This is a genomic window from Sorangium sp. So ce362, assembly GCF_051519845.1.
Lineage (GTDB): Bacteria > Myxococcota_A > Polyangia > Polyangiales > Polyangiaceae > Sorangium.
Genome location: NZ_CP150332.1, coordinates 3341757 through 3360218 on the forward strand (window position 1 = coordinate 3341757; position 18462 = coordinate 3360218).

At 71.8% G+C, this 18462-nt stretch carries 12 protein-coding genes; 2 read left to right on the top strand and 10 right to left on the bottom strand.

Translation table 11 applies throughout. The features are described 5' to 3' along the window. Positions 1–770: 770 nt before the first annotated feature. The 4 genes from WMF17_RS13265 to WMF17_RS13280 form a co-directional block, all read right to left on the bottom strand. On the bottom strand, positions 771–1694 hold the full coding sequence (locus WMF17_RS13265; protein WP_437649723.1) for a transposase: 924 nt from the start codon (positions 1692–1694) through the stop codon (positions 771–773). Positions 1695–1978: 284 nt separating this feature from the next. Then, the gene (locus WMF17_RS13270) at positions 1979–2761 is read right to left on the bottom strand and encodes a hypothetical protein (protein WP_437602409.1); all 783 of its coding nucleotides are present in this window, start codon (positions 2759–2761) and stop codon (positions 1979–1981) included. 98 nt (positions 2762–2859) lie between these two features. Next, entirely contained in the window at positions 2860–3459 is a 600-nt protein-coding gene (locus tag WMF17_RS13275) for a hypothetical protein (RefSeq protein ID WP_437602410.1), read from the bottom strand. After that, the gene (locus tag WMF17_RS13280; RefSeq protein ID WP_437602411.1) at positions 3456–3938 is read right to left on the bottom strand and encodes a hypothetical protein; all 483 of its coding nucleotides are present in this window, start codon (positions 3936–3938) and stop codon (positions 3456–3458) included. The genes WMF17_RS13275 and WMF17_RS13280 overlap by 4 nt, the downstream gene beginning before the upstream one ends. A 71-nt stretch (positions 3939–4009) precedes the next feature. Between WMF17_RS13280 and WMF17_RS13285 the strand changes: the two genes are divergently transcribed. Both WMF17_RS13285 and WMF17_RS13290 read left to right on the top strand, forming a co-directional pair. Beyond that, on the top strand, positions 4010–4720 hold the full coding sequence (locus WMF17_RS13285) for a TetR/AcrR family transcriptional regulator (RefSeq protein ID WP_437602412.1): 711 nt from the start codon (positions 4010–4012) through the stop codon (positions 4718–4720). 279 nt (positions 4721–4999) lie between these two features. Then, complete coding sequence (locus WMF17_RS13290; protein WP_437649725.1) at positions 5000–9337, top strand: hypothetical protein; 4338 nt, start codon at positions 5000–5002, stop codon at positions 9335–9337. A gap of 43 nt (positions 9338–9380) precedes the next feature. Here WMF17_RS13290 and WMF17_RS13295 read toward each other — a convergent pair whose 3' ends face one another. The 6 genes from WMF17_RS13295 to WMF17_RS13320 all read right to left on the bottom strand — a co-directional run bounded on the left by WMF17_RS13295 (position 9381) and on the right by WMF17_RS13320 (position 18341). Further along, positions 9381–10727 carry a hypothetical protein gene (locus WMF17_RS13295; RefSeq protein ID WP_437602414.1) on the bottom strand — a complete coding sequence of 449 codons (1347 nt, stop codon included), beginning with the start codon at positions 10725–10727 and terminating at the stop codon, positions 9381–9383. 132 nt (positions 10728–10859) lie between these two features. Then, complete coding sequence (locus tag WMF17_RS13300; protein WP_437649727.1) at positions 10860–11915, bottom strand: hypothetical protein; 1056 nt, start codon at positions 11913–11915, stop codon at positions 10860–10862. A 532-nt stretch (positions 11916–12447) separates the two neighbouring features. Next, on the bottom strand, positions 12448–13986 hold the full coding sequence (locus WMF17_RS13305) for a thrombospondin type 3 repeat-containing protein (protein ID WP_437649729.1): 1539 nt from the start codon (positions 13984–13986) through the stop codon (positions 12448–12450). A gap of 31 nt (positions 13987–14017) precedes the next feature. Continuing rightward, complete coding sequence (locus tag WMF17_RS13310) at positions 14018–15481, bottom strand: hypothetical protein (RefSeq protein WP_437649731.1); 1464 nt, start codon at positions 15479–15481, stop codon at positions 14018–14020. Continuing rightward, entirely contained in the window at positions 15481–16482 is a 1002-nt protein-coding gene (locus WMF17_RS13315; RefSeq protein WP_437649733.1) for a hypothetical protein, read from the bottom strand. The genes WMF17_RS13310 and WMF17_RS13315 overlap by 1 nt, the downstream gene beginning before the upstream one ends. Before the next feature lie 206 nt (positions 16483–16688). Continuing rightward, positions 16689–18341: an FAD-dependent oxidoreductase gene (locus tag WMF17_RS13320; RefSeq protein WP_437602419.1), complete on the bottom strand. Its 1653-nt coding sequence runs from the start codon at positions 18339–18341 to the stop codon at positions 16689–16691. Positions 18342–18462: the final 121 nt, after the last annotated feature.

Below are 18462 nucleotides of genomic sequence, written 5' to 3' on the forward strand. Positions count from 1 at the left end.
GTGAGTGGGGAGCTCGTGGAGGAGGGAAGGGAGCGCTCGGGGGGCATCGGCGCAGCGCGGTCTAGCATGGCGAGGGTGAGCTGTGAGCCGTGAGCCGACCGTGCTGGGCGCGTGGGCGTGTGAGTACGGCCGGACCGGAGCCGAGGAGGTCGACCTCGCCCCCGAGCCAGCCCCCCGACCCGAACCGCCCCGCCGAACCGACCGTGGTTGAACCGCCCCGCCGAACCGACCGTGGTTGCGCCCGCCCGTACCGCCCGCCCCGCCCGCCCCGACCGTGGTTGCGCCCGCCCGTACCGCCCGCCCCGCCCGCCCCGACCGTGGTTGCGCCGTTGCCGACCCGTGGTTGCGCCGTTGCCGACCCGATCGCGCCCACCCGACCGTCACCCCAACCCGGCCCGGCCCGGCCCGGCCCACGGCCCACCCGACCGTGGTTGCGACTCGAATTCGAATTCGGTATCCGGATCCGGGATCCGAACCGACCGTGGTTACGCCGAGCCAGCCAGCCTGCCTGCTTACGCCGAGCCCAGTCCCGATCCCGGTGCCCGGACCGAGTAAGGCGAACGGGTAGCTACGCCGACCCGCTATGATCACGCGGCCTGAAACGGACGTTGTGAGCCCATGAGCAAGCCTAGGTGAGCGTGAACGTGTGGTCCTGCGTGCCACCCCTACAGTACGGCAATACGACCTGGACCCTGGTTGTACGACGGGAGAGGCACCACCCGTGGCATCCGCTTACCCCTCGTCGATTTCGAGCCGTGCTCGCTCTGCGCCTATGCTGCAGCGCGCTCGCCCTCATCAACGGAAGCTCCGTGGAACACACGCATCCACCACGTCCCTGTAGGGAAGATTATGCTGCGCGCGCCCGCACGCCATTGCTCGAGTGATTTGCGATACGCGGCGCGGAAGGCGCGCACGGCGGCGATGGCATTGTTTAGCGCGTCGGTTCGCCCGCGACCAACCGCGAATGTCGGATTGAGTTCGCGAAGCGGCTCGATGGTCTTCGCGCGCTTGTAAGGGGAAACCTTGCTTGCACGTGCACGTCCGAGGAAGCCGAGCCCCTGTTGTTCCAGGCTCGCGCGAGCCCGTCGCTCGTATTGATCGAGCTTTGCCGCGACCTCGTGACGAAAACCATCCGTCTCGCTGTTCGCGATCACAGGTGGAATTGTGATCGAAATGGCAGCTTCCTCCGGCCATTCGGTGTTTTTCGAATTGAAATAAATCTCAGGGCGTTGGGCTCGCAGTGCACCGCAGCCGAGTTCTCCGACGAGTACCTTCGCCCCTGGCCATTGGTGTGCATGCTGCACGAGGCCAGCCACCACCGGATTCGCGAGCGTGTAGGCGATCTTCTCAACCAGCGCGTCCCTTGTTGTCAGGTGTACCGCGCTCGTCGCCCCGTGGTCCCATACCGGGCCTTCCCACGCTCGCAGGACCTTGGTCCCGAGCGCGACGAGGCGATGAAATCGCTGAAGAAATCGTGGGAGCTCGCCACGCGTGTCTGTGACGACAAGATGAAGATGCGTGGACATCACGCAGAGCGCATGCACGAGGATCCCATAGCGCTGGGCCGAGAGCGCCAGGGTATAGATCACGAGTTGTGTGATGGCGGAATCGGGGCGGAGGAGGAAGTGTCTCCGCAGGACACGGCGGGTGAGGAGGTAGGTAGCGCCGGGGACGATAGCGCGGGGCTGGCTCATGTTCATCGGCGATATCAAGAGCCGTGCCATGCGAGAATGCGGTTGTTCCGGGCGACTGCCGCGCTTGGGCGGGTGGCGGCCGCCACCCTTTCCGCCAGCTATCGCTGCTGTCGCGCAACATGGATCGGGTCCGGCACGGCACACGCGGCACACGGCACACGCACGGCACACGCAACGTGGGTCGGTTCCGGCAGGTCCGGCAACGTGGGTCGGTTCCGGCGCAACGTGGGTCGGGGATCCGGGGATCCGGGGTCGACCGCGCTGCGCCCCCGGCCTGCCTTTCTCTACAAGCGGACCCCGCCTCCCAGCGACGCCCCCCACACGGTTGCCCCTCGCTGGCCAGCCAGCCCGGAGGGGGCATCCAGGTTGACGGCAACCTGGGAGCGCACGAACATCGCGTCGAATTCTGCGTTCGCGTACAAGATCGCCGCCCACTGCGAGAAGTCCCGTCCGGCGAGCGGTGCCGTTTGGGCGAACATCTGCACCCGCAGCCCGGGCGTCAGCGGACCCATCCTGAAGCCCGCGTACGCGGCGGCCATGATCGCCAGCCGCGACGGATTGGAGTTCACGGAAATGAGCACGGCCGGATCCAGCTCGGCGCCAACGACCACCGGCGTAGACAGCTCCATCCGGCTGCGGAGCAGCAAGGCGATCGGGATCGCATTCGGCGCCCACAGCCAGTAATCCGCGAACCCGCGCGCTGCCGTCGCGACCGCGTAGTTATACTCGGTTTCCGTGTTCTCCGGGATCGTGCCAGGGAAAGTCGTCAACGGCGGTGCAACCCCGATCCCGGCGCGGAACGAGCGCTGGCGTTCCTCGACCAGCGCCGCCTGCACGGTAATGAACGGGTTCCCGAAGCGAAACGACGAGCGCCTCGTCTCGCCCTCCACCTGAAACGTGGTCCAGGCCGAGGTCACGTCCGTGGTTGCGCTCAGCCAGCCGTTCAGACGAACGCCCGCCGACACCTGCGGCGCGACATGGATCGTCGCCAGCTCCCTATCCTGCGGCGAGGCCGTAAATATGCCGTACAGCGCAACATGGCCGCGGTCCTCGAGCCGCTCCGGCATCTCGCCCGTCCCCTGCGCCCAGCTCGGCGCTGCCGCGAGGGCGCCTACTCCTACTACTCCTGCTGTGGCAACCACGGTCAACGCGAGCGTGCGCCCGCTCACCTCGTCCTCCTGAACTTCTGCACGCCGCGACCCCGCAGGCTGGTCACGTAGACGCTCCCGTCCTGCCCGACCGCGATCCCGTGTCCCCAGTCGATCTCCCCGGGGCCGTCCCCCGAGGTTCCCCATCGGTCCACGATCTCTCCATCGAGGTTGATCCGCACCACATGCCCCCGCGGCCGCTCCGGATCCTGGTCCCCCCCGTCGACCACATAGATGTGCCGATCGGGCCCGAAGGTGATCGCCCACGGTCGCCCCAGCGCGGCGCTCTTCCACTGCGCAAGGTAGTCGCCGTCTGCGCTGAAGACCTGCACGCGCGCGTTTTCCCGGTCCGCCACGTAGACCCGCCCCTCGTCGTCGGTGACGATGCCGTGGGGCGTGTCGAGCTGCCCACGCCCGAACCCCTTCTCGCCCCACTCCATCAAGAACTCGCCGTCCTCGGAGAAGCGCGCGATGCGAGCATGGTTGTAGCCGTCCGCCACGTAGATGTCGCCGTCCAGGCCGAAGGCGACGTTCGTCGGCCGGTCGAGCTGCTCCGGGCTCGCCGCGCACCCGAGCCCCGCAAGCGACGCGAGGATCCACGCGCCTCGTCCCCTCATGGCGCCTCGCCGAGGGTCATCACCGTCTTCCCCTCCGCCGTCAGCTTGAACACCCGGTTCTGCTCGGAGTCCGTCACCCACACGAAGTCGTTCCGATCGACCTCGATACCGTGCGGATAGACGAACAGCCCCTCTCCCCACGCATCGAGCAGCTCCCCCGTCCCGGCATCGAACACCAGGACGGTCGCCTCGCTGATCGGCGCGTCGTTTCCCGACGTGCGCCCCGCCGCATGGCTCACCAGCACGCGCCCGCGCGCGTCCACCGCCACGTCGAGCACTGGCCCGAACACCATCCCCTCCGGGACGCGCGGCCACCCGTCCACCACCTCATACGGCCCCGCAGGCGCGTCGTCCGCCATCGGGGGCCGCGACGTGCACGCTCCCGAGAGCGCGCCCACCGCGAGCGCCAACCCCACCGCCAGGCCGCGGCAGCCGCGCTGGGCCCCGGAAGCGGCCGTCTCGTCGTAAAGGAATCCCATCCCCTCCAGGGATAACAGTGTTATGCTGAGCGCGTCAACAGGCGAAGCGCGGACGTGGCAGGATCGTGGGTATGGGTGTGACGGAGGCAGATGAGCCGGTGGAGCGCGTGTTCCAGGCGCTCTACGACGGCCGGCTGGCGCGCGACGATCTGACTGCCCGCAAGATCGCCGCGTTCCTGGGCCAGACGACGATGGTGCTGTATCACCACTTCGGCTCGCTCGACGGGTTCCTCATCCGCATCGACGGGGCCGGGTGGCGGCGGCTCGCGGAGCTCCTCGAGGCGCGGGCGCGCGCCGGCGCCGACGCGCGGTCGCTCGCCGTCGGTTATGTCGAGTTCGCGCTGCGCCACCCGGATCTCTACTGGCTGATGGCCGAGCGCCGCTTCGACCGCGCCCGCCTGCGCGAGCAGGGGCGCCTGCGGCTCACGCGCCCGCTGTGGAGCGGCTTCGTCGAGCTCTTGCGCCGCTACGGCAGCGCGCGCCCTGCGGAGGACACCCACGTGCTCTTCGCGGGCCTCCACGGCATCGCGATGCTCGCGCTGAGCGGGCGCGCCAACCTCGGTGAGGGCTCCGTCAACCCCGGCGCGGGCCCCGCCAACCTCGGTCAGGCTCCCGCCAACCTCGGTCAGGCTCCCGCCAACCTCGGTCAGGACCTCGCCCCGGACGAGGAGGTGGCCTTCGTTGCGGCGCGCCGCCTCGCGGATCTCGTGCTCCCCGCCCGTCCCCCCGACCCGCCCGCCGCGCAGGCGATCGACGGCTGCGGCCCGCGGCGCAGCGCCTGAGCCGGCCCCCTCAGGCAACCGCCGGCGCCCGAGGACCCGACCGGCCATCCGCGCGCGACGCACGGGGCGCCCCGCTCTCCACGGCCGGGAAGAACGGGAAAGGACGTCGAGGCGAGCCTTCGCGCCGGGCGCATCTGCCGCGCCGACGCGCGGCCTGCGTCGATGTCGCCCGAAAACGACCGCAGCGCATCGGGCCGCGCCGCTGGACGGACCGTGCGATGTCGGGGAAATCGGCACGTCCTGCGAGCTCGCGGCATCTATCTCGGTTCGGAGGTGCTTATGCGCGCGCGACGCAGGGTCGCTTGGTTGCTCGGTGGGGGGCTGCTCACCGCCGGCGTGGGTTGCGGCAGCGACGAACTGGAGGCGTCCGGCGCAGCTCGGCTCGCGATCGCCGCGAGCGCGGACCGCGCCGTGCATTCCCCCGACGCGCTCGGAGCCCAGAACCAGGCGACGATCGCCGCGAACGCGGACGCGAGCATCCTCGTCGCGACCTACACCGATCCGCGCGGCGCGCTCGCGAGCCCGCTCAGCCTGTCCGGGGTTGCGCGATCCGCCGACGGGGGCAGGACCTTCGCCGAGGTGGTCGGCCCGAACGGCGAGCGCGCGCTGCCCTCGGTCCCCGGCGGCCAGGTGCTCGGCGCGCCCCGCGTCGTCCACGATCCGGGCCGCGACGTGTTCATCAGCGTCTCCACCTACGCTCGCCCGGCCGATGGCCTCCAGGGCCTCTGCATCCATGGCTCGAACCCCGGCAGCGCGGCCGGGACCTCGTGGTCCGCGCCGGTGGAGGTCACTCCCACGTTCGTCGCTGGGGAGAGCGCCGAGCAGGCCTCCATCGACGTCAACGGGGCGACCGGGCGCCTGTCCGTCACCTGGGTCCAGCGCGGCGGCGCGCCGCCGAGGATCCTCTACAGCCACTCCGACGACCTCGGCCTGACCTGGTCGCCCGCGGCCGTGCTCGCGCAGGCGCCGGCCGGCGGCGATCTCGACGGGCCGGGCGCGCGCATCCTCGCCGGGACGACCGACCGGGATTCGGTCGTCTATGCCGTCTTCCGCTCCATGGAGCCCGGGACCTCGCTGCGCAACCTCGGATGCCGCCGCTCGACCGACGGAGGCGCCACCTGGGAACCGCTCGTCCTCCTCGACGCGACAAGCTACCCCCCTGAAGACCAGGTCCTCGGCGTCGACCACGCAAGGAGCTCCCCGTCGATCGACATCGACCAGGTCACGCGGCAGGTCTACGTCGTCTATCAGCGGAGCGGCGACCGGGGGACGGGCGACATCGCCCTGCGCTCCTTCACGGAACGGTGCGCCGTCGGCAGCGCCGTCCTCCTCAACAGCGATCCGGGGCGCGATCGAGCCCAGTTCTTCCCCTGGGTCGCCGTCGACCGATCGACCGGCACCGCGCACGTCGTCTATTACGACCAGGATGTCGCCGGCTCGGGCGACCTCACCGAGATCATGCACACCGCGTCGAGCGATCAAGGCGCCTCCTGGAGCCCGCCGGCGCCGATCTCGGACCGCCCGTTTCACGCGGGCCACGGCAACGACGCCTCGCGGCAGAACCTCGGCGAGCGCATCGGCGGCGTGGCGCTCGGCGGCGAGCTCTACAGCGTCTTCAGCATGACGGCCGCCCCACCGCGGTTCGATGAGGGACAGCCGACGTCGACCTCCATGATCGCGCCGAACGTTTACCTCGATGTCCTGGACGAGTTCGCGCGCGTCGCGCCGCTGCGCGCCGCCGGCACCCGGGTCGCGGATACGGCGTGCGGCGCCCTCGCGAACGAGCGCATCGATCCGGGAGAGCTCATCGAGGTCGGCGTTTACCTGGAGAACTACGTCGCCAACCCGGTCTCCGGCAGGACGACCCTCTCCGAGATCACGGCCACGCTCGCCACGGAGACGCCCTCCGTGACCGTCGTGAGGGCGAGCGCGACCTACCCCGATCTCGAGCCGCTCCGCGTCGCCGCCAGCGACGCGCCGTTCCTCCTCACCACGGCCCGGGACTTCACCCCGGGATCGCCTATCGAGCTGACGCTCACGGTGCGCTCCGCTCAGGGCTCGATCGCGCTGCCCATCGAGCTCGAGACGGGCGTGCCGGGCGCCGCGGACGTCCTGCTCCGCGAGGACTTCGACGCCGCGAGCGCGCCCGCGCTGCCCTCCGGCTGGCAGTCGGTGCGCGACGGCGGACCGGCCTCCGCCGCGCCGTGGGTCGTCGCGCGGACGCTGACGCCCGACAACAACGCGGCATTTCACGACGAGGAGCCGGCGACGTCGCACGTCGCGCTGGTGTCTCCCGCCGTGACGATCCCGGAGAGCCCCGGGGAATCCCATGTCACGCTCGACTTCGATCTCATCTACGAGCTGGAGGACGATCCGCACAGGCTCGTCCAGGCGTTCGACGGCCTGACCTTGCGCCTGGAGGATCTCACGCCCGGCGCCGCGCCGCGGGCGGTCCTCGCCGAGGCGTTCGCCGAGCGGATCATGACCGGCGCGAGCCACCACTTCCCCAAGCACCTGCCCGCCCGGGACGACCCGGGCTACTTCGGGGATCACTCGGTCTGGTCCGGCAGCTCCGGCGGGAGCAAGCGCGTGTCGATCCGCTTCCCTGGCGCGGGGCTGCGCGGGCGGACCGTCCAGCTCCGCTTCGACTACACGCAGGACGACAGCCTGGTCTGCACGGACATCGGGCGTCCCGGGCCGTGCGGCGTCGCGATCGACAACGTCGTGCTCGCGGCGGTGCCGGTCGCGTCCGGGACCTGCGGGGCGGATCTCGCCATCACGCTGGCGGATGCGCCGGATCCGGTGTCGCCCGGCGCGCAGTTCGTCACGACGATCGGCGTCTCCAACGAGGGGCCGGGCGACGCGAGCGACCTCGTCGTGACGCACGTCCTGCCGTCCGGGGCGAGCTTCGCCAGCGCCTCCGGGACCGGCTGGACGTGCAACCCGACCACCGAGCGGCTCGTGTGCCGGCGCGCGTCGCTCGCCGCGGGGGAGAGCTCGTCGATCGCGGTCACCCTGGTCGCGCCCGCGCTCACCCCGCCCGCGGTCGCCCTCGAGATCGACGGCAAGGCGGAGGTCGCCGCGAGCGAGCACGATCCGGCGCCGGAGAACAACGAGGGCGAGACGCACACGACCGTCTCCGTGCCGACGCGCCTGATCGGCTTCCTGACCGTGCTCAGCGAGCGCACCGCCGGCGGGGAGGTCGTCTACACGTTGCTCATCAACAACACGGGCGGCCGCGCACAGCGCAACAATGCAGGGTTCGAGTTCGTGGACGTGCTCCCGCCGGAGCTCCTGCTGCAGGGTGCGGTCGCGGACGAGGGCGCGGTCACGTCCGACCCCGTGACCAACACGATCGGCTGGGACGGAGAAGTCGTGCCCGGGGAGTGGGTGATCCTCACGATGCAAGCGACGATCCGGCCGCTCACCGAGGGGCTCGTCATCACGAACCAGGGCACGCTCTCCTTCGACGCCGACTCGGACGGGGTCAACGAGTCGAGCGTGCTGACCGACGAGCCCCTGTTCGCCGGCGCGGCCGATCCGACCGTCTTCACGGTGAGGCCCGCGATCTGCGGGGACGGCGTGCTCGGGCGGGGTGAATCGTGCGACGACGGCAACCTCCTTGACGGCGACTGCTGCTCGGCGCTGTGCGCCGCCGAGCCGACGACGGTGCTCTGCCGCATCGCGAGCTCGCCCTGCGATCCCGGGGAGTACTGCGACGGCGCCGGGCGCTGCTCCGCGGACGTGATCCTGCCGGACGGGGTCATCTGCGACGACTTCGATCTCTGCAATGGCATCGAGCTTTGCTTCGAAGGGAACTGCGTGAGCGACATCCCCCTCGACTGCGATGATGGGGATCTGACGACCACGGACGAGTGCCACCCGCTCTTCGGCTGCCGCAATCTACCGATCACGTCGCCGGACACCCCCATTGAAGGGACCGGGGGCAGCGGCGCAGGCGAGGGCGGCAACGCAGGAGTGGGCGGCGGCGCGAGCGGCGGTGGCGGCGGCAGCGCGAGCGGCGGCGGCGCGAGCGACGGTGGTGGCGGCGGCGCGAGCGGCGGCGGCGCGAGCGGCGGTGGTGGCGGCGCGAGCGGCGGTGGTGGCGGCGGCGCGAGCGGCGGTGGCGGCGGCGCGAGCGGCGGTGGTGGCGGCGGCGCGAGCGGCGGTGGCGGCGGCGCGAGCGGCGGTGGTGGCGGCGCGAGCGGCGGCGGCGGCGGCGCGAGCGGCGGCGGCGGCGGCGCGAGCGGCGGCGGCGGCGGCGCGAGCGGCGGCAGCGCAGGACCTGGCGGCAGCGGCGCGAGCGGCGGCACGGGAGGCGGCGGCGGCATGGCCGCAGCCGGGGGAGAGGGCGCCGGCGATGGTGGCGGCGCCGAGGCCAGCGGAGCGGGCGGCGACGGCGGAGGCCGGGATGCGGCGGGCGGGGCAGGGGGAGGAGACCACGCCGAGGGAGGAGCGCCGCCGGGGGCGTGCAGGTGCTGCTTCAGCTTCAACTGCACGGTTGCCGCCGTGGGCGGCGAGGCGGGGCACGCGTCGGGCACCTCCCGCGCGCTCGCGCTCTTCGGCCTCCTCCTTTCGCTCGGCAACGCGCGCCGCGCCCGCCGCCGTCGCTGCTGAAGGCGGCGCCCCCCGCGCCCCCGCGCCGCGCGCGCCCCCGCGATCACTGGTAGAGGAAGACCCCCTTCAGGTCCTCGGTCTGCGAGATGGGCGTGCCGTCCTTCTTCGAGGTGGCCCTGAACTGATAGATCATCCCCGGGTCCAGCGCTGGACCGTCGTACGCGACAGAGACGTTCTTGCTCCCCGACACCCTGGGCACCTCGAGGTTCTCCCAGATCTTCGCCCCGAGCGCGTCGAACAGCGTCACCTCGTAGAGATCTTCGCTGGAGTCGTCCTCGAAGACGAACGTCGGTGCCCCGCTCACCTCGTCGAGCGAGCTCGCGCCGGGCGAGACGACGGCGAGCGCGCCGGTCACCTTGAACGACTCCTGGACAGGGTGGTCCTCGCCGGAGACCGTGATGCGCACGATCTCGGTCCCGCCGATCGACGTGTCAGGATCCCGCACGAGCGCGTCGTTCTCGAACGCGGCGAGGATCACGTAGTCGCCGTCAGGCACCCCGGCGATCGAGAACTCGCCGGTCACGTTGCCCTGCCGGAGCCCGCGCGGGGTCTCGCCGCGGGCGGTCCTCTCATCGAACGTATCGGCCACGACCAGGATGACCGAGGTCACGCTCCCGCCGGACGCATTCACGATCTCGACCTTGCCGCTCACGATCGCCGTGGCGTCTCCCGTGGCGTGCAGATCGACGCCGGTCGTCTCCTTGCCCGCGCTGACGGTCGCGCTCGCCGTGTCGAGCGCGAGGCCGGCGCCATAGCCTTTCACCGTGACCTCGCCCGCGGCCACGTTGAAGATCGTGTAGCTGCCGTCGAGATCGGCCGCGCCGGTGGCGCCGCCCGCGACGAGCAGCGTCCCGCCGGGCTGGTCGGCGAGGACGACCCCGGAGATGGAGCCGAGCCCCTCGCTGTCCGGCAGCGGCAACAGCGCGATCTCGGTGGCCGCCGACGCGACGGCGAGCGGCTTGCCCGACGCGGTCGAGAGGTCGATGGGCAACGCGACCCGCGGCGCCTTCGGGAAGGTCTCGTGAGCGAGCGCGTCGGCGCGCAGCGTGACATCGGTCTTGACCGGAGCCCCGCTCGCGTCGCGCCGCGCCGGCACGGCGAGCTCGTAGCTGCCGTCGGCCCCCGTGATCGCCACCCGGGAGATCACGGCGTCGTTCGGGTCCCGCGCGAGCACGCGCGCGCCCGCGATGCCCTTGTCGTCGAGCGAGTTGTAGACGCGGCCCTTCAGCGTCACCGGCTCGAAGCAGGCGGGCTCGGCGCCCTCCACCTCCTCGCACACCTGCGGCGCGGTGCACCCCGTCTGCTCGGCCACCGAGCAGCTCTTCGGCTGATCCTCGTCGTCGCCGCCACACCCCATCGCCGTCACGGCGCAGAGCATCCCAACAGCCATCGAGCGCATCCCCATTGACTCGTCTCCTTTCAAACCCTGTGTCGTCACCGCAGGCACAACTTCTCAGCTCGCGGGCGTTCAGCGCTGCGTCCTCGCTCACGAAACCAGGGATGATCGTGGGCGATGCGATCGCTAGTTCACGATGGGCTGGCAGCAGCCGGTGATGCAGTAGTGGTACGCGTCACAAGGCTCCTGGCCGGCGAGCCCGCACGGCTGCACATCCGGCGCGCACTGGCCTCCGCTGTCGCCGCCGGTCCCGCTGCCGCCGGTCCCGGCCGCGCCGCCGCCGGTCCCGCTGCCGCCGGTCCCGGCCGCGCCGCCGGCGCCGGTGCCGGCCTCGAAGCAGTCGGCGGGCAGCGTGTCCTTGCCGAGGCACAGCTCGCAGCGGCCGCAGTCGTTGAGGCAGGCGTCCACGGGCATGCACGGCTCGCAGCGGCTCGGGTCGGAGATGCCGTCGCGCGAGCACGAGCCTTCGCCGGTGCCGTCGGCGTCGGAGCCGAGCCAGACATACTCCCCGCTGCCTGCCGGCAGCTCGCAGCAACCGAAGCAGTCGCAGCCGTTCGGCGTGAGCGGACCGCAGACGTCGTGGCAGAGATCGGACTGCGCCATCTTGAGCTGGCTGCAGCTCCTGCCCTGGGCGCCCGGCGTCGAGGCCGCAGAATCATAGGCGCACATCGCCCCGTTGCTCGACTCCGGGTGATATCCGGGCGCGACCTCGTTCGGATCGCACTGATGGTTCCAGTGGCAATCGTCGTTGCCGGCCCCGGAGTCCTGGTCGAAATAGCAATCGACGGTGCACGCCGGCCCTGCCTGGCCGGGGATCCCGCCGTAGTAGCTGTCCTCGGTGTTGTCGCACGGGCCGAGGCAGTCCGGATCCTGCGCGTCGAGGAGCCCGTCCTCATCGTTGTCGATGAGATCCCCGCACTGGTACACCTTGCCCTGGCACTTCACGATGCTCGTCGGGAGCGCGACGCCTCCGCCGCCCGCGGCGCCCGTGCCGGCCCCGGCCCCGCCGCCGCCGCTCGCGCTGCCGCCGCTGCTCGCGCTGCCGCCGCCGCTCGCGCTGCCGCCGCCGCTCGCGGCGCCTCCGCCGCTGTCCCCTGCGCCTGCGCCCCCGGACGGGGCGGCGCCATCCACGGCGCTGTCGCTGCAGCCGGCGCCCAAGGAAACTCCGAACAGCGTGGTCATCAGCAATGAAAGAGAGAGCGGGAGAGCAAGGCGCATGGTGTCTCCAAAGGTGGCTCAAGCCGCCCCCGCTCGCAGCACGGGCTGCGCAGCGGGCGTACCGGCGCGTTCAGTCGGAGCAGTTACACCGACGCGACGTCACAGCTCAGGAAAATGCGCGGACCGAGATAATAGCGAAGCCCGCCCGGAACCGGCGTGGGGTGATGGGTGATAACCCACCCCGTGCTTGCAGCCATTCCCAGGTAGCCACCGAGCGGGCGCTCGCGTCGCTCCCCTCTTCCTTGTCGTGCAATAGGGAGGAATTTGAATCACAGAGGCACAGAGGACACAGAGTTTCCTTGTTCTCTCCTCTGTGTCCTCTGTGCCTCTATGGCTTCTTCTCTCAGAAAACCAGGAACGAGCGTGGATGATACGGTGTTAGCGTAACTCCTACCTTCTCGCCCTCGTGTCCATGGGACGGAGCTGCCGTGCCGCGCGCCGACAGCCCTTCAGGGCTCCTGGCGCAGCTGCGCGGCCGTGCCGCGCGCGACGGCGCTCACGCCGCCCGACCGCGACGCCGGCGGGAGCCGAGGCCCAGCGCGCCGGCGAGGAGCGTCACGAGGCCGACGAGCGCACCGCCGCTGCCGTCGCCTCGCTGCATCGCGCAGACGAAGCCGGACGAGACCTCCGGCGCAGTGGTCCCGCCGCCGCCCGTCCCGCCGCCGCCCACGCCGCCGCTTCCGTCGCAGACGTCGCCGAGCCCATCGGCGTCGCCGTCCGCTTGATCCGCGTTGGCCGTGAGCGGGCAGTTGTCGTCGCCGTCCGGGACGCCGTCATCGTCGTCGTCCGCGTCATCGACGTCGCAGGCGTCGCCCAGATCGTCGTCATCGCCGTCGGCCTGATCGGCGTTCGGGACGGCGCCGCAGTTGTCCGCCGCGTCGGGCACGCCGTCGTTGTCGTCGTCCTCGTCGCAGGCGTCGCCCTGCCCGTCCCCGTCGCTGTCGGCCTGATCGGGGTTGTGCTCCTCGTCGCAGTTGTCCGCCGCGTCGGTCAGGCCGTCGCCGTCGCCGTCCGCGCAGGCGTTGCCCACGCCGTCATCGTCGGCGTCCGTCTGATCGGGGTTCGGGACCTCCGGGCAGTTGTCGACGTCGTTCGGGATGCCGTCGCCGTCGATGTCGGCTTCGGCGTCGAAATCGCAGGCGTCGCCGCGGCCGTCGGCGTCGCCGTCGGACTGATCCTGGTTCGAGACGTGCGGGCAGTTGTCGCGCTCGTCCGCGATGCCGTCGTTGTCGTCGTCTTCCTCGCAGGCGTCGCCGATGCCGTCGCCGTCCGTGTCTTCCTGGAAGATGTTGGAGTCGACGGGGCAGTTGTCCTCCTCGTCGTCTTGGCCGTCGTCGTCGCTGTCCGGATCGCAGGCGTCCCCGAGGCTGTCGCCGTCCGTGTTCTCCTGGTCCGGGTTCCGATCCGCAGGGCAGTTGTCCTCGGCGTTGACGAGCCCGTCGCCGTCGGCGTCGACGTCGGGCTCGCAGAAGTCGCCGATGCCGTCGCCGTCGCCGTCCTCCTGGTGCGGATTGCGCGTCGCGGGGCAGTTGTCGCAGACGTCGCCGACCTTGTCGTCGTCCCTGTCCTCCTGGCGCGGGTTCGCCACGAAGGGGCAGTTGTCGACGTCGTTCGCGATGCCGTCGCCGTCGTCGTCCCCGGACTCACAGACATCTCCGATGTCGTTACCATCGGTGTCCGCCTGGTCGGCGTTCGCCGCGAAAGGGCAGTTGTCGTCAGCGTCGATGACACCGTCGTTGTCGTCATCGTCGTCGCAGCTGTCGCCGGTGCCGTCCCCCTCCGCATCGCCCTGGTCCGGGTTCACCGTGACAGGACAGTTGTCGCAGGCATCGCCGAATTCGTCTCCGTCGGTGTTCTGCTGGTCCGGATTGAATACAGACGGGCAGTTGTCGTTCGGATCGGCGATCCCGTCAGAATCTGCATCCACCCCCGCCCACCCCGCGACCGGCAAGATCAGCCCGATCACGCCCGCCGTGAGCCCCATCGCCAGCCGCCGCCCGCGCGACCGCACGCCCCTTGTCCCCGCACGTTTCATCGCGCCTCCATCCTTCCTGGCGACAGCCGCTTCACGGCGACAGCTTGGCCACGAACACGTCCGTCCCCGCGCCGCCCTCGAGCTGCTTCTCCCCGAACATCACCTCGCCGGTGAACGCCCCCGTGACGAACACCTGCCTCTCCCGGTCGATGGCCACCCCCGTCGCCCGGTCCGCGCCCGCCCCGCCGAAACGGTGGCTCCACCGGTAGCCGCCCTCCGGATCGAGCTTGGCCACGAACACGTCGTCGTCTCCCGCGCTCGTCACGGGCCCCTCCGCGAGCGACGCCTCCCCGCGGAACCCGCCCGCCACGAGCACGTCCCCCGTCCCGTCGACGAGCAGCTGGCCCAGCGTCGCGCCCTCCTCGCCGATGACCCGGCTGTAGAGGTGCTCGCCCCTGGCATCGAGCTTGGCCACGAACACCGCCGCGCGCGCTCCGGCCACCCGCGGGCCCCCGCCGAGGTCGATCGCCCCGGCGAACTCCCCGCCCACGATCACGTTGCCCGCGCCGTCCACCGCCACCGCCCTGGCCCGCTGCAGCGCCGCGTCGCCGAAGCGTCTGCTCCAGCGGTGCTTGCCGAGCGCGTCGAAGCTCGCCACGAACACGTCGAGATCCCCCGCGCTTTTCAGCGGATCGCCGCCGAGGTCGAGCGTCCCGGCGAAGTCCCCGACCACGATCGCGTTGCCGAGATCGTCCATCGCGACCGCGCGCGCCTGCTGATCGAAGCCGTCGCCGAACCGCTCGCTCCAGAGCGGCGTCCCGTCGGCCTCGAGGCTCGCCACGAACACGTCGCTGCCGCCGGCGCTCTGGAGCCGGTCCTTGCCGAGGCTCAGCGCGCCGGAGAAGCGGCCGGCCACGACGATGCGCCCCGTCGCGCTCGCCGCCACGCCCGTCGCCGCCTGGAAGCCGATGCCCCCGAGCGGCTGCAGCCACAGCTCCCGCCCCTCGGCGTCGAGCCGCGCGACGTAGCCGTCCCGCCCGCCGGCGCTCGTCCGCGGCGCGCCGCCGAACTCCAGCTTGCCGGAGAACTCGCCCGCGACAAGGAGGCCCTCGTTCCCGTCCGTCGCGAGCCCGTTCACGATCTGCGGATCGAACGCCCCGAACCGCTTCAGCCCGAGCCCCGCCCCGTCGCTCGCCGCGAGCCGCGCCCAGAAGACGTTCTCCACGCCGATCGGCGTCACGCGCTCGTCGTCGAGGGCCACGCCCTCCGCCGCCGTGAGCCGGCCGAGGAGCGCCGCGCTGCGGTCGTCCGCGACGGCCACGCTCGCCCCGGCCTGCTCCCCGTCGCCCCCGAGCGCGCGCGCCCACTGCACCTCGCCGCCCGACTGCGGCGCGCGGCCGCCCTCACCCCCGGAGCCTCCGGCACCCCCGGAGCCCCCCGAGCCCGTCGCGGCCGAGAGGCTGAGGTCCGGCGCGCAACCGAGCGCTGCGCCGCCGAGCACCACGCCGCCGAGCACAGTCGTGATTGCAATGATGGCGTAGTTTGACATTGACATCAGAACGCTCCCCGCCACACCACGCCCTGCGTCGTGGGGGTCAAGAGCGGCACGAGCGACGCCGCCGCCCGCTCGTCGCCCGTCCTGGGCCGCAGCAGGATGCCGCCGAGCGCCGCGCCGACGCCGGCGAGGCCGACCGCGCCGAGCGTCAACGACAGCCCGAGGCTCCGGTTCCACCGCGCCCGGAGCGCCTCCATGCTCTCGAGGTCGTGGGCGCGCCGATCGCACACGGACCCGGGGCAGTCCTTCTCGACCTTGTCGCGCGCGGCCGCGTGGTCGATCGCGAACGCCGCGCTCCCCGCGAGCGCCGCGAGGCCCACGCCGCCCGCCGCCCAGGCCCACATCGGCACGGGCGCGCGGGGCTCCGGCGGCGCGCCTCCGGGCGGCGGCTGCCCGCCACCCCCGGCGGCCTCCGGCTCGGCCCCGCGCCCGGGGACGAGGGCGATGCGGACCTCCACCGGCGCGCGCTCCGCCTCCTTCAGCGTGATCTCGCGCCGCTCCGTCTGGAAGCCGGGCGCCGCCACCACCACCTCGTGGCGACCGGGGTTGAGCTTGCGCGGGTAGGGGAGCGCCGCGCGGGGGATCGGCTGGCCGTCCACCTGCGCATCGAGCTGGTCCAGCGACGCGCCCTCGACGCGCAGCACGAGCGACGGAATGCGCGCGTCGAGCTGCTCGACCATGGCCGCGGCCGCCGCCCGCGCCTGCGTGAACGCCTGGGGCTCGTCCTTCCCGAGGGGCAGGTGGACGACCTCGTACGCCGTCTCCCGGGCCTCGAGCAGGCGGCCCAGCGCCTTGTCGGCGCGCGCCAGGTCGAGCCCCGTCGTGGGGACGCGCATGAGCGCGTGGGCGGCCTGGAAGTCGGCGCGGGCGGCCGCGACGTCCCCCGCGTCGCGCTTCTTGCGCCCCTCGATGAGGAGCGTCCGCGCTGTCTGTCGATCGGCCGCCGAGGGCTCGGCCCACGCCGGAAGCGCCCCGGCGACCGAGAGGACAGCCAGGGCCATGCCTGCGGCGCGGGAGGCACGAGGGCGCAGCAATTTCATCTCATCACCAAGCTGCCGGGAACCGTCCCGGACCACCTGGTCATGATCGCATGCGGCTCGCGCGGGGGTCAACTGCGCCCTCGCCCGCGTATCACGCGCAATCTCTCATGACGCGCTCAAGCATTCGTGGCGCGCTCATCCTGTGTCGTGCGTCGCGCGCCCGCCGATCAGCTGGCCGGGCGATTCTCGGGCAGGCTCACGGCCGTCACCGGGACGGCGACGACCTCCGGCGCCCTCGGCGGCGCCACGGAGTCTCCGGCGCCGGCGGGCGCCTCGACCGGCGCGACCGGCGCGAGATCGGCCGTCGCCGGCCCGCGGAGGACGCGGCCCATGGCGTCGAACCGGGCGCCGTGACAGCGGCAGTCCCAGCTGCGCTCCGCGGGGTTCCACGACACGATGCCGCCGAGGTGGGAGCACATGGCCGACCTCTCGTGGATCTGCCCCTGCGGATCGCGATAGACGGCGAGCTTCTTCAGGCCCCTGCGCACGACGGCGCCGGTGCCCGGCGCGATCTGCGCCACGTCGCCGACATCGCCCTTGCCGAGCCACGAGGCGTACTGGCAGGCGACATTGACGTTCTCCTTCACGAGCTCGGAGACCGCGGCCAGGCTCAGGTTGACGCGCGAGGGATCGAAGAGCGACGCCATCCGGTTCTCCCGGTCTTGCACGAGGTCCGAGATCACGAGCCCGGCGATCGTCCCGTGCGTCATGCCGTTGCCGCAGTCGCCCGTGGCGATCAGGATCCTCGAGTCCCTCTTGACGCGGCCGATGTACGCGAGCCCGTCGACCGTCTCCATCACCTCGCCGGACCAGCGGTGCAGCACCTCGCCGGCCTGCGTGAAGCGCTCTCTCGCCCACGCCTCGAGCCGCGCGTAGCGCTGGTCTGCGTCGCTGGCCTGGCCTGTCTTGTGGTCCTCTCCGCCGACGATGAGCACCTCGTCCGGGCCGTCGGCGCCGTCGACGTTGGCCAGGCGGACATAATGGAACGGCTCGGCCGTGTCCCAGTAGAGGCCCGGCGGGACGGCGTCCCGGGGCATGCGCAGGCCGATGACGTAGGTCCTGTATCCGGCCTGCTTCATGTGCACGCTGATGCGCGGGATGAAGGGGGAGCTCGTGGCGAGCACCGCCTCGCTCGCGATCACCTCGAGGCCCCGCGCCGTCCTGACGACGACCTCGTGGGGCAACGCGTCCTCGTCGACGTCGACCACGTGCGCCAGCGTGTAGAGCTTGCCGCCGTCGCGCTCGATCGCCCGCGAGAGCCCTGCGAGGTACCTGCGGATATGAAACTGCGCCTGATCGGGGAAACAGACGGCGGGGCCCGTGTCGAAATCGAGCAGCGGGGCCCGGTCGACGTAATGGGTCGAGCCGAGCCCGGCGCGGTGCGCGGCCTCGATCTCGTCGCGGAGCGTCATCGAGGGCGACCCCGGGGCCGCGAAGAGATAGCCGTGGACGCGCTGGAAATCGCAGTCGATCTCCTCTTCCTTGACGATGCGCTCGATGGTGTCGATGGCCGCCGTGTGGCTCCGCGCGGCGAGGCGCAGGCGGCTCACCTCGTGGAGCTTCGCGAGCGAGGCCCAGCGCCTGTCGAGCGCGTGGGTGATGTGCGCGGTGGTGAGGCCAGACTCGCCCCCGCCGACCGCGCCGTTGTCGAGGACGACGACGCGCTTGCCGGCCTTCGCGAGGAGATACGCCGTCGTCAGCCCGGCGATCCCGGCGCCCACCACGCACACGTCCGCCGTGTGGTCGGTCGCGAGGGGGGCCATGGGGGGGAGAACGGCGTGGGTCCAGGCGGTGTTCTTATCGCAGGCTCGATCCGTCATAAAATCTCCGCGTGTGGACGCCAAGGGCTGCATCCCGGCGCTCGGTCTCGGTGATCGGTCGTCTCGCCCGCCTCCCGCGAGGCGTGGTGCTCTGTCGCCGCCGGGGAGGCACGGTAGCAAG

What these genes read in the sequence shown, in the direction of transcription:
- WMF17_RS13265 (WP_437649723.1), bottom strand. Translation starts at nt 1,694, where the DNA reads ATGAGCCAGCCCCGCGCTATCGTCCCCGGCGCTACCTACCTCCTCACC.
- WMF17_RS13270 (WP_437602409.1), bottom strand. Translation starts at nt 2,761, where the DNA reads ATGCCGGAGCGGCTCGAGGACCGCGGCCATGTTGCGCTGTACGGCATA.
- WMF17_RS13275 (WP_437602410.1), bottom strand. Translation starts at nt 3,459, where the DNA reads ATGAGGGGACGAGGCGCGTGGATCCTCGCGTCGCTTGCGGGGCTCGGG.
- WMF17_RS13280 (WP_437602411.1), bottom strand. Translation starts at nt 3,938, where the DNA reads ATGGGATTCCTTTACGACGAGACGGCCGCTTCCGGGGCCCAGCGCGGC.
- WMF17_RS13285 (WP_437602412.1), top strand. Translation starts at nt 4,010, where the DNA reads ATGGGTGTGACGGAGGCAGATGAGCCGGTGGAGCGCGTGTTCCAGGCG.
- WMF17_RS13290 (WP_437649725.1), top strand. Translation starts at nt 5,000, where the DNA reads ATGCGCGCGCGACGCAGGGTCGCTTGGTTGCTCGGTGGGGGGCTGCTC.
- WMF17_RS13295 (WP_437602414.1), bottom strand. Translation starts at nt 10,727, where the DNA reads ATGGCTGTTGGGATGCTCTGCGCCGTGACGGCGATGGGGTGTGGCGGC.
- WMF17_RS13300 (WP_437649727.1), bottom strand. Translation starts at nt 11,915, where the DNA reads ATGACCACGCTGTTCGGAGTTTCCTTGGGCGCCGGCTGCAGCGACAGC.
- WMF17_RS13305 (WP_437649729.1), bottom strand. Translation starts at nt 13,986, where the DNA reads ATGAAACGTGCGGGGACAAGGGGCGTGCGGTCGCGCGGGCGGCGGCTG.
- WMF17_RS13310 (WP_437649731.1), bottom strand. Translation starts at nt 15,481, where the DNA reads ATGTCAATGTCAAACTACGCCATCATTGCAATCACGACTGTGCTCGGC.
- WMF17_RS13315 (WP_437649733.1), bottom strand. Translation starts at nt 16,482, where the DNA reads ATGGCCCTGGCTGTCCTCTCGGTCGCCGGGGCGCTTCCGGCGTGGGCC.
- WMF17_RS13320 (WP_437602419.1), bottom strand. Translation starts at nt 18,341, where the DNA reads ATGACGGATCGAGCCTGCGATAAGAACACCGCCTGGACCCACGCCGTT.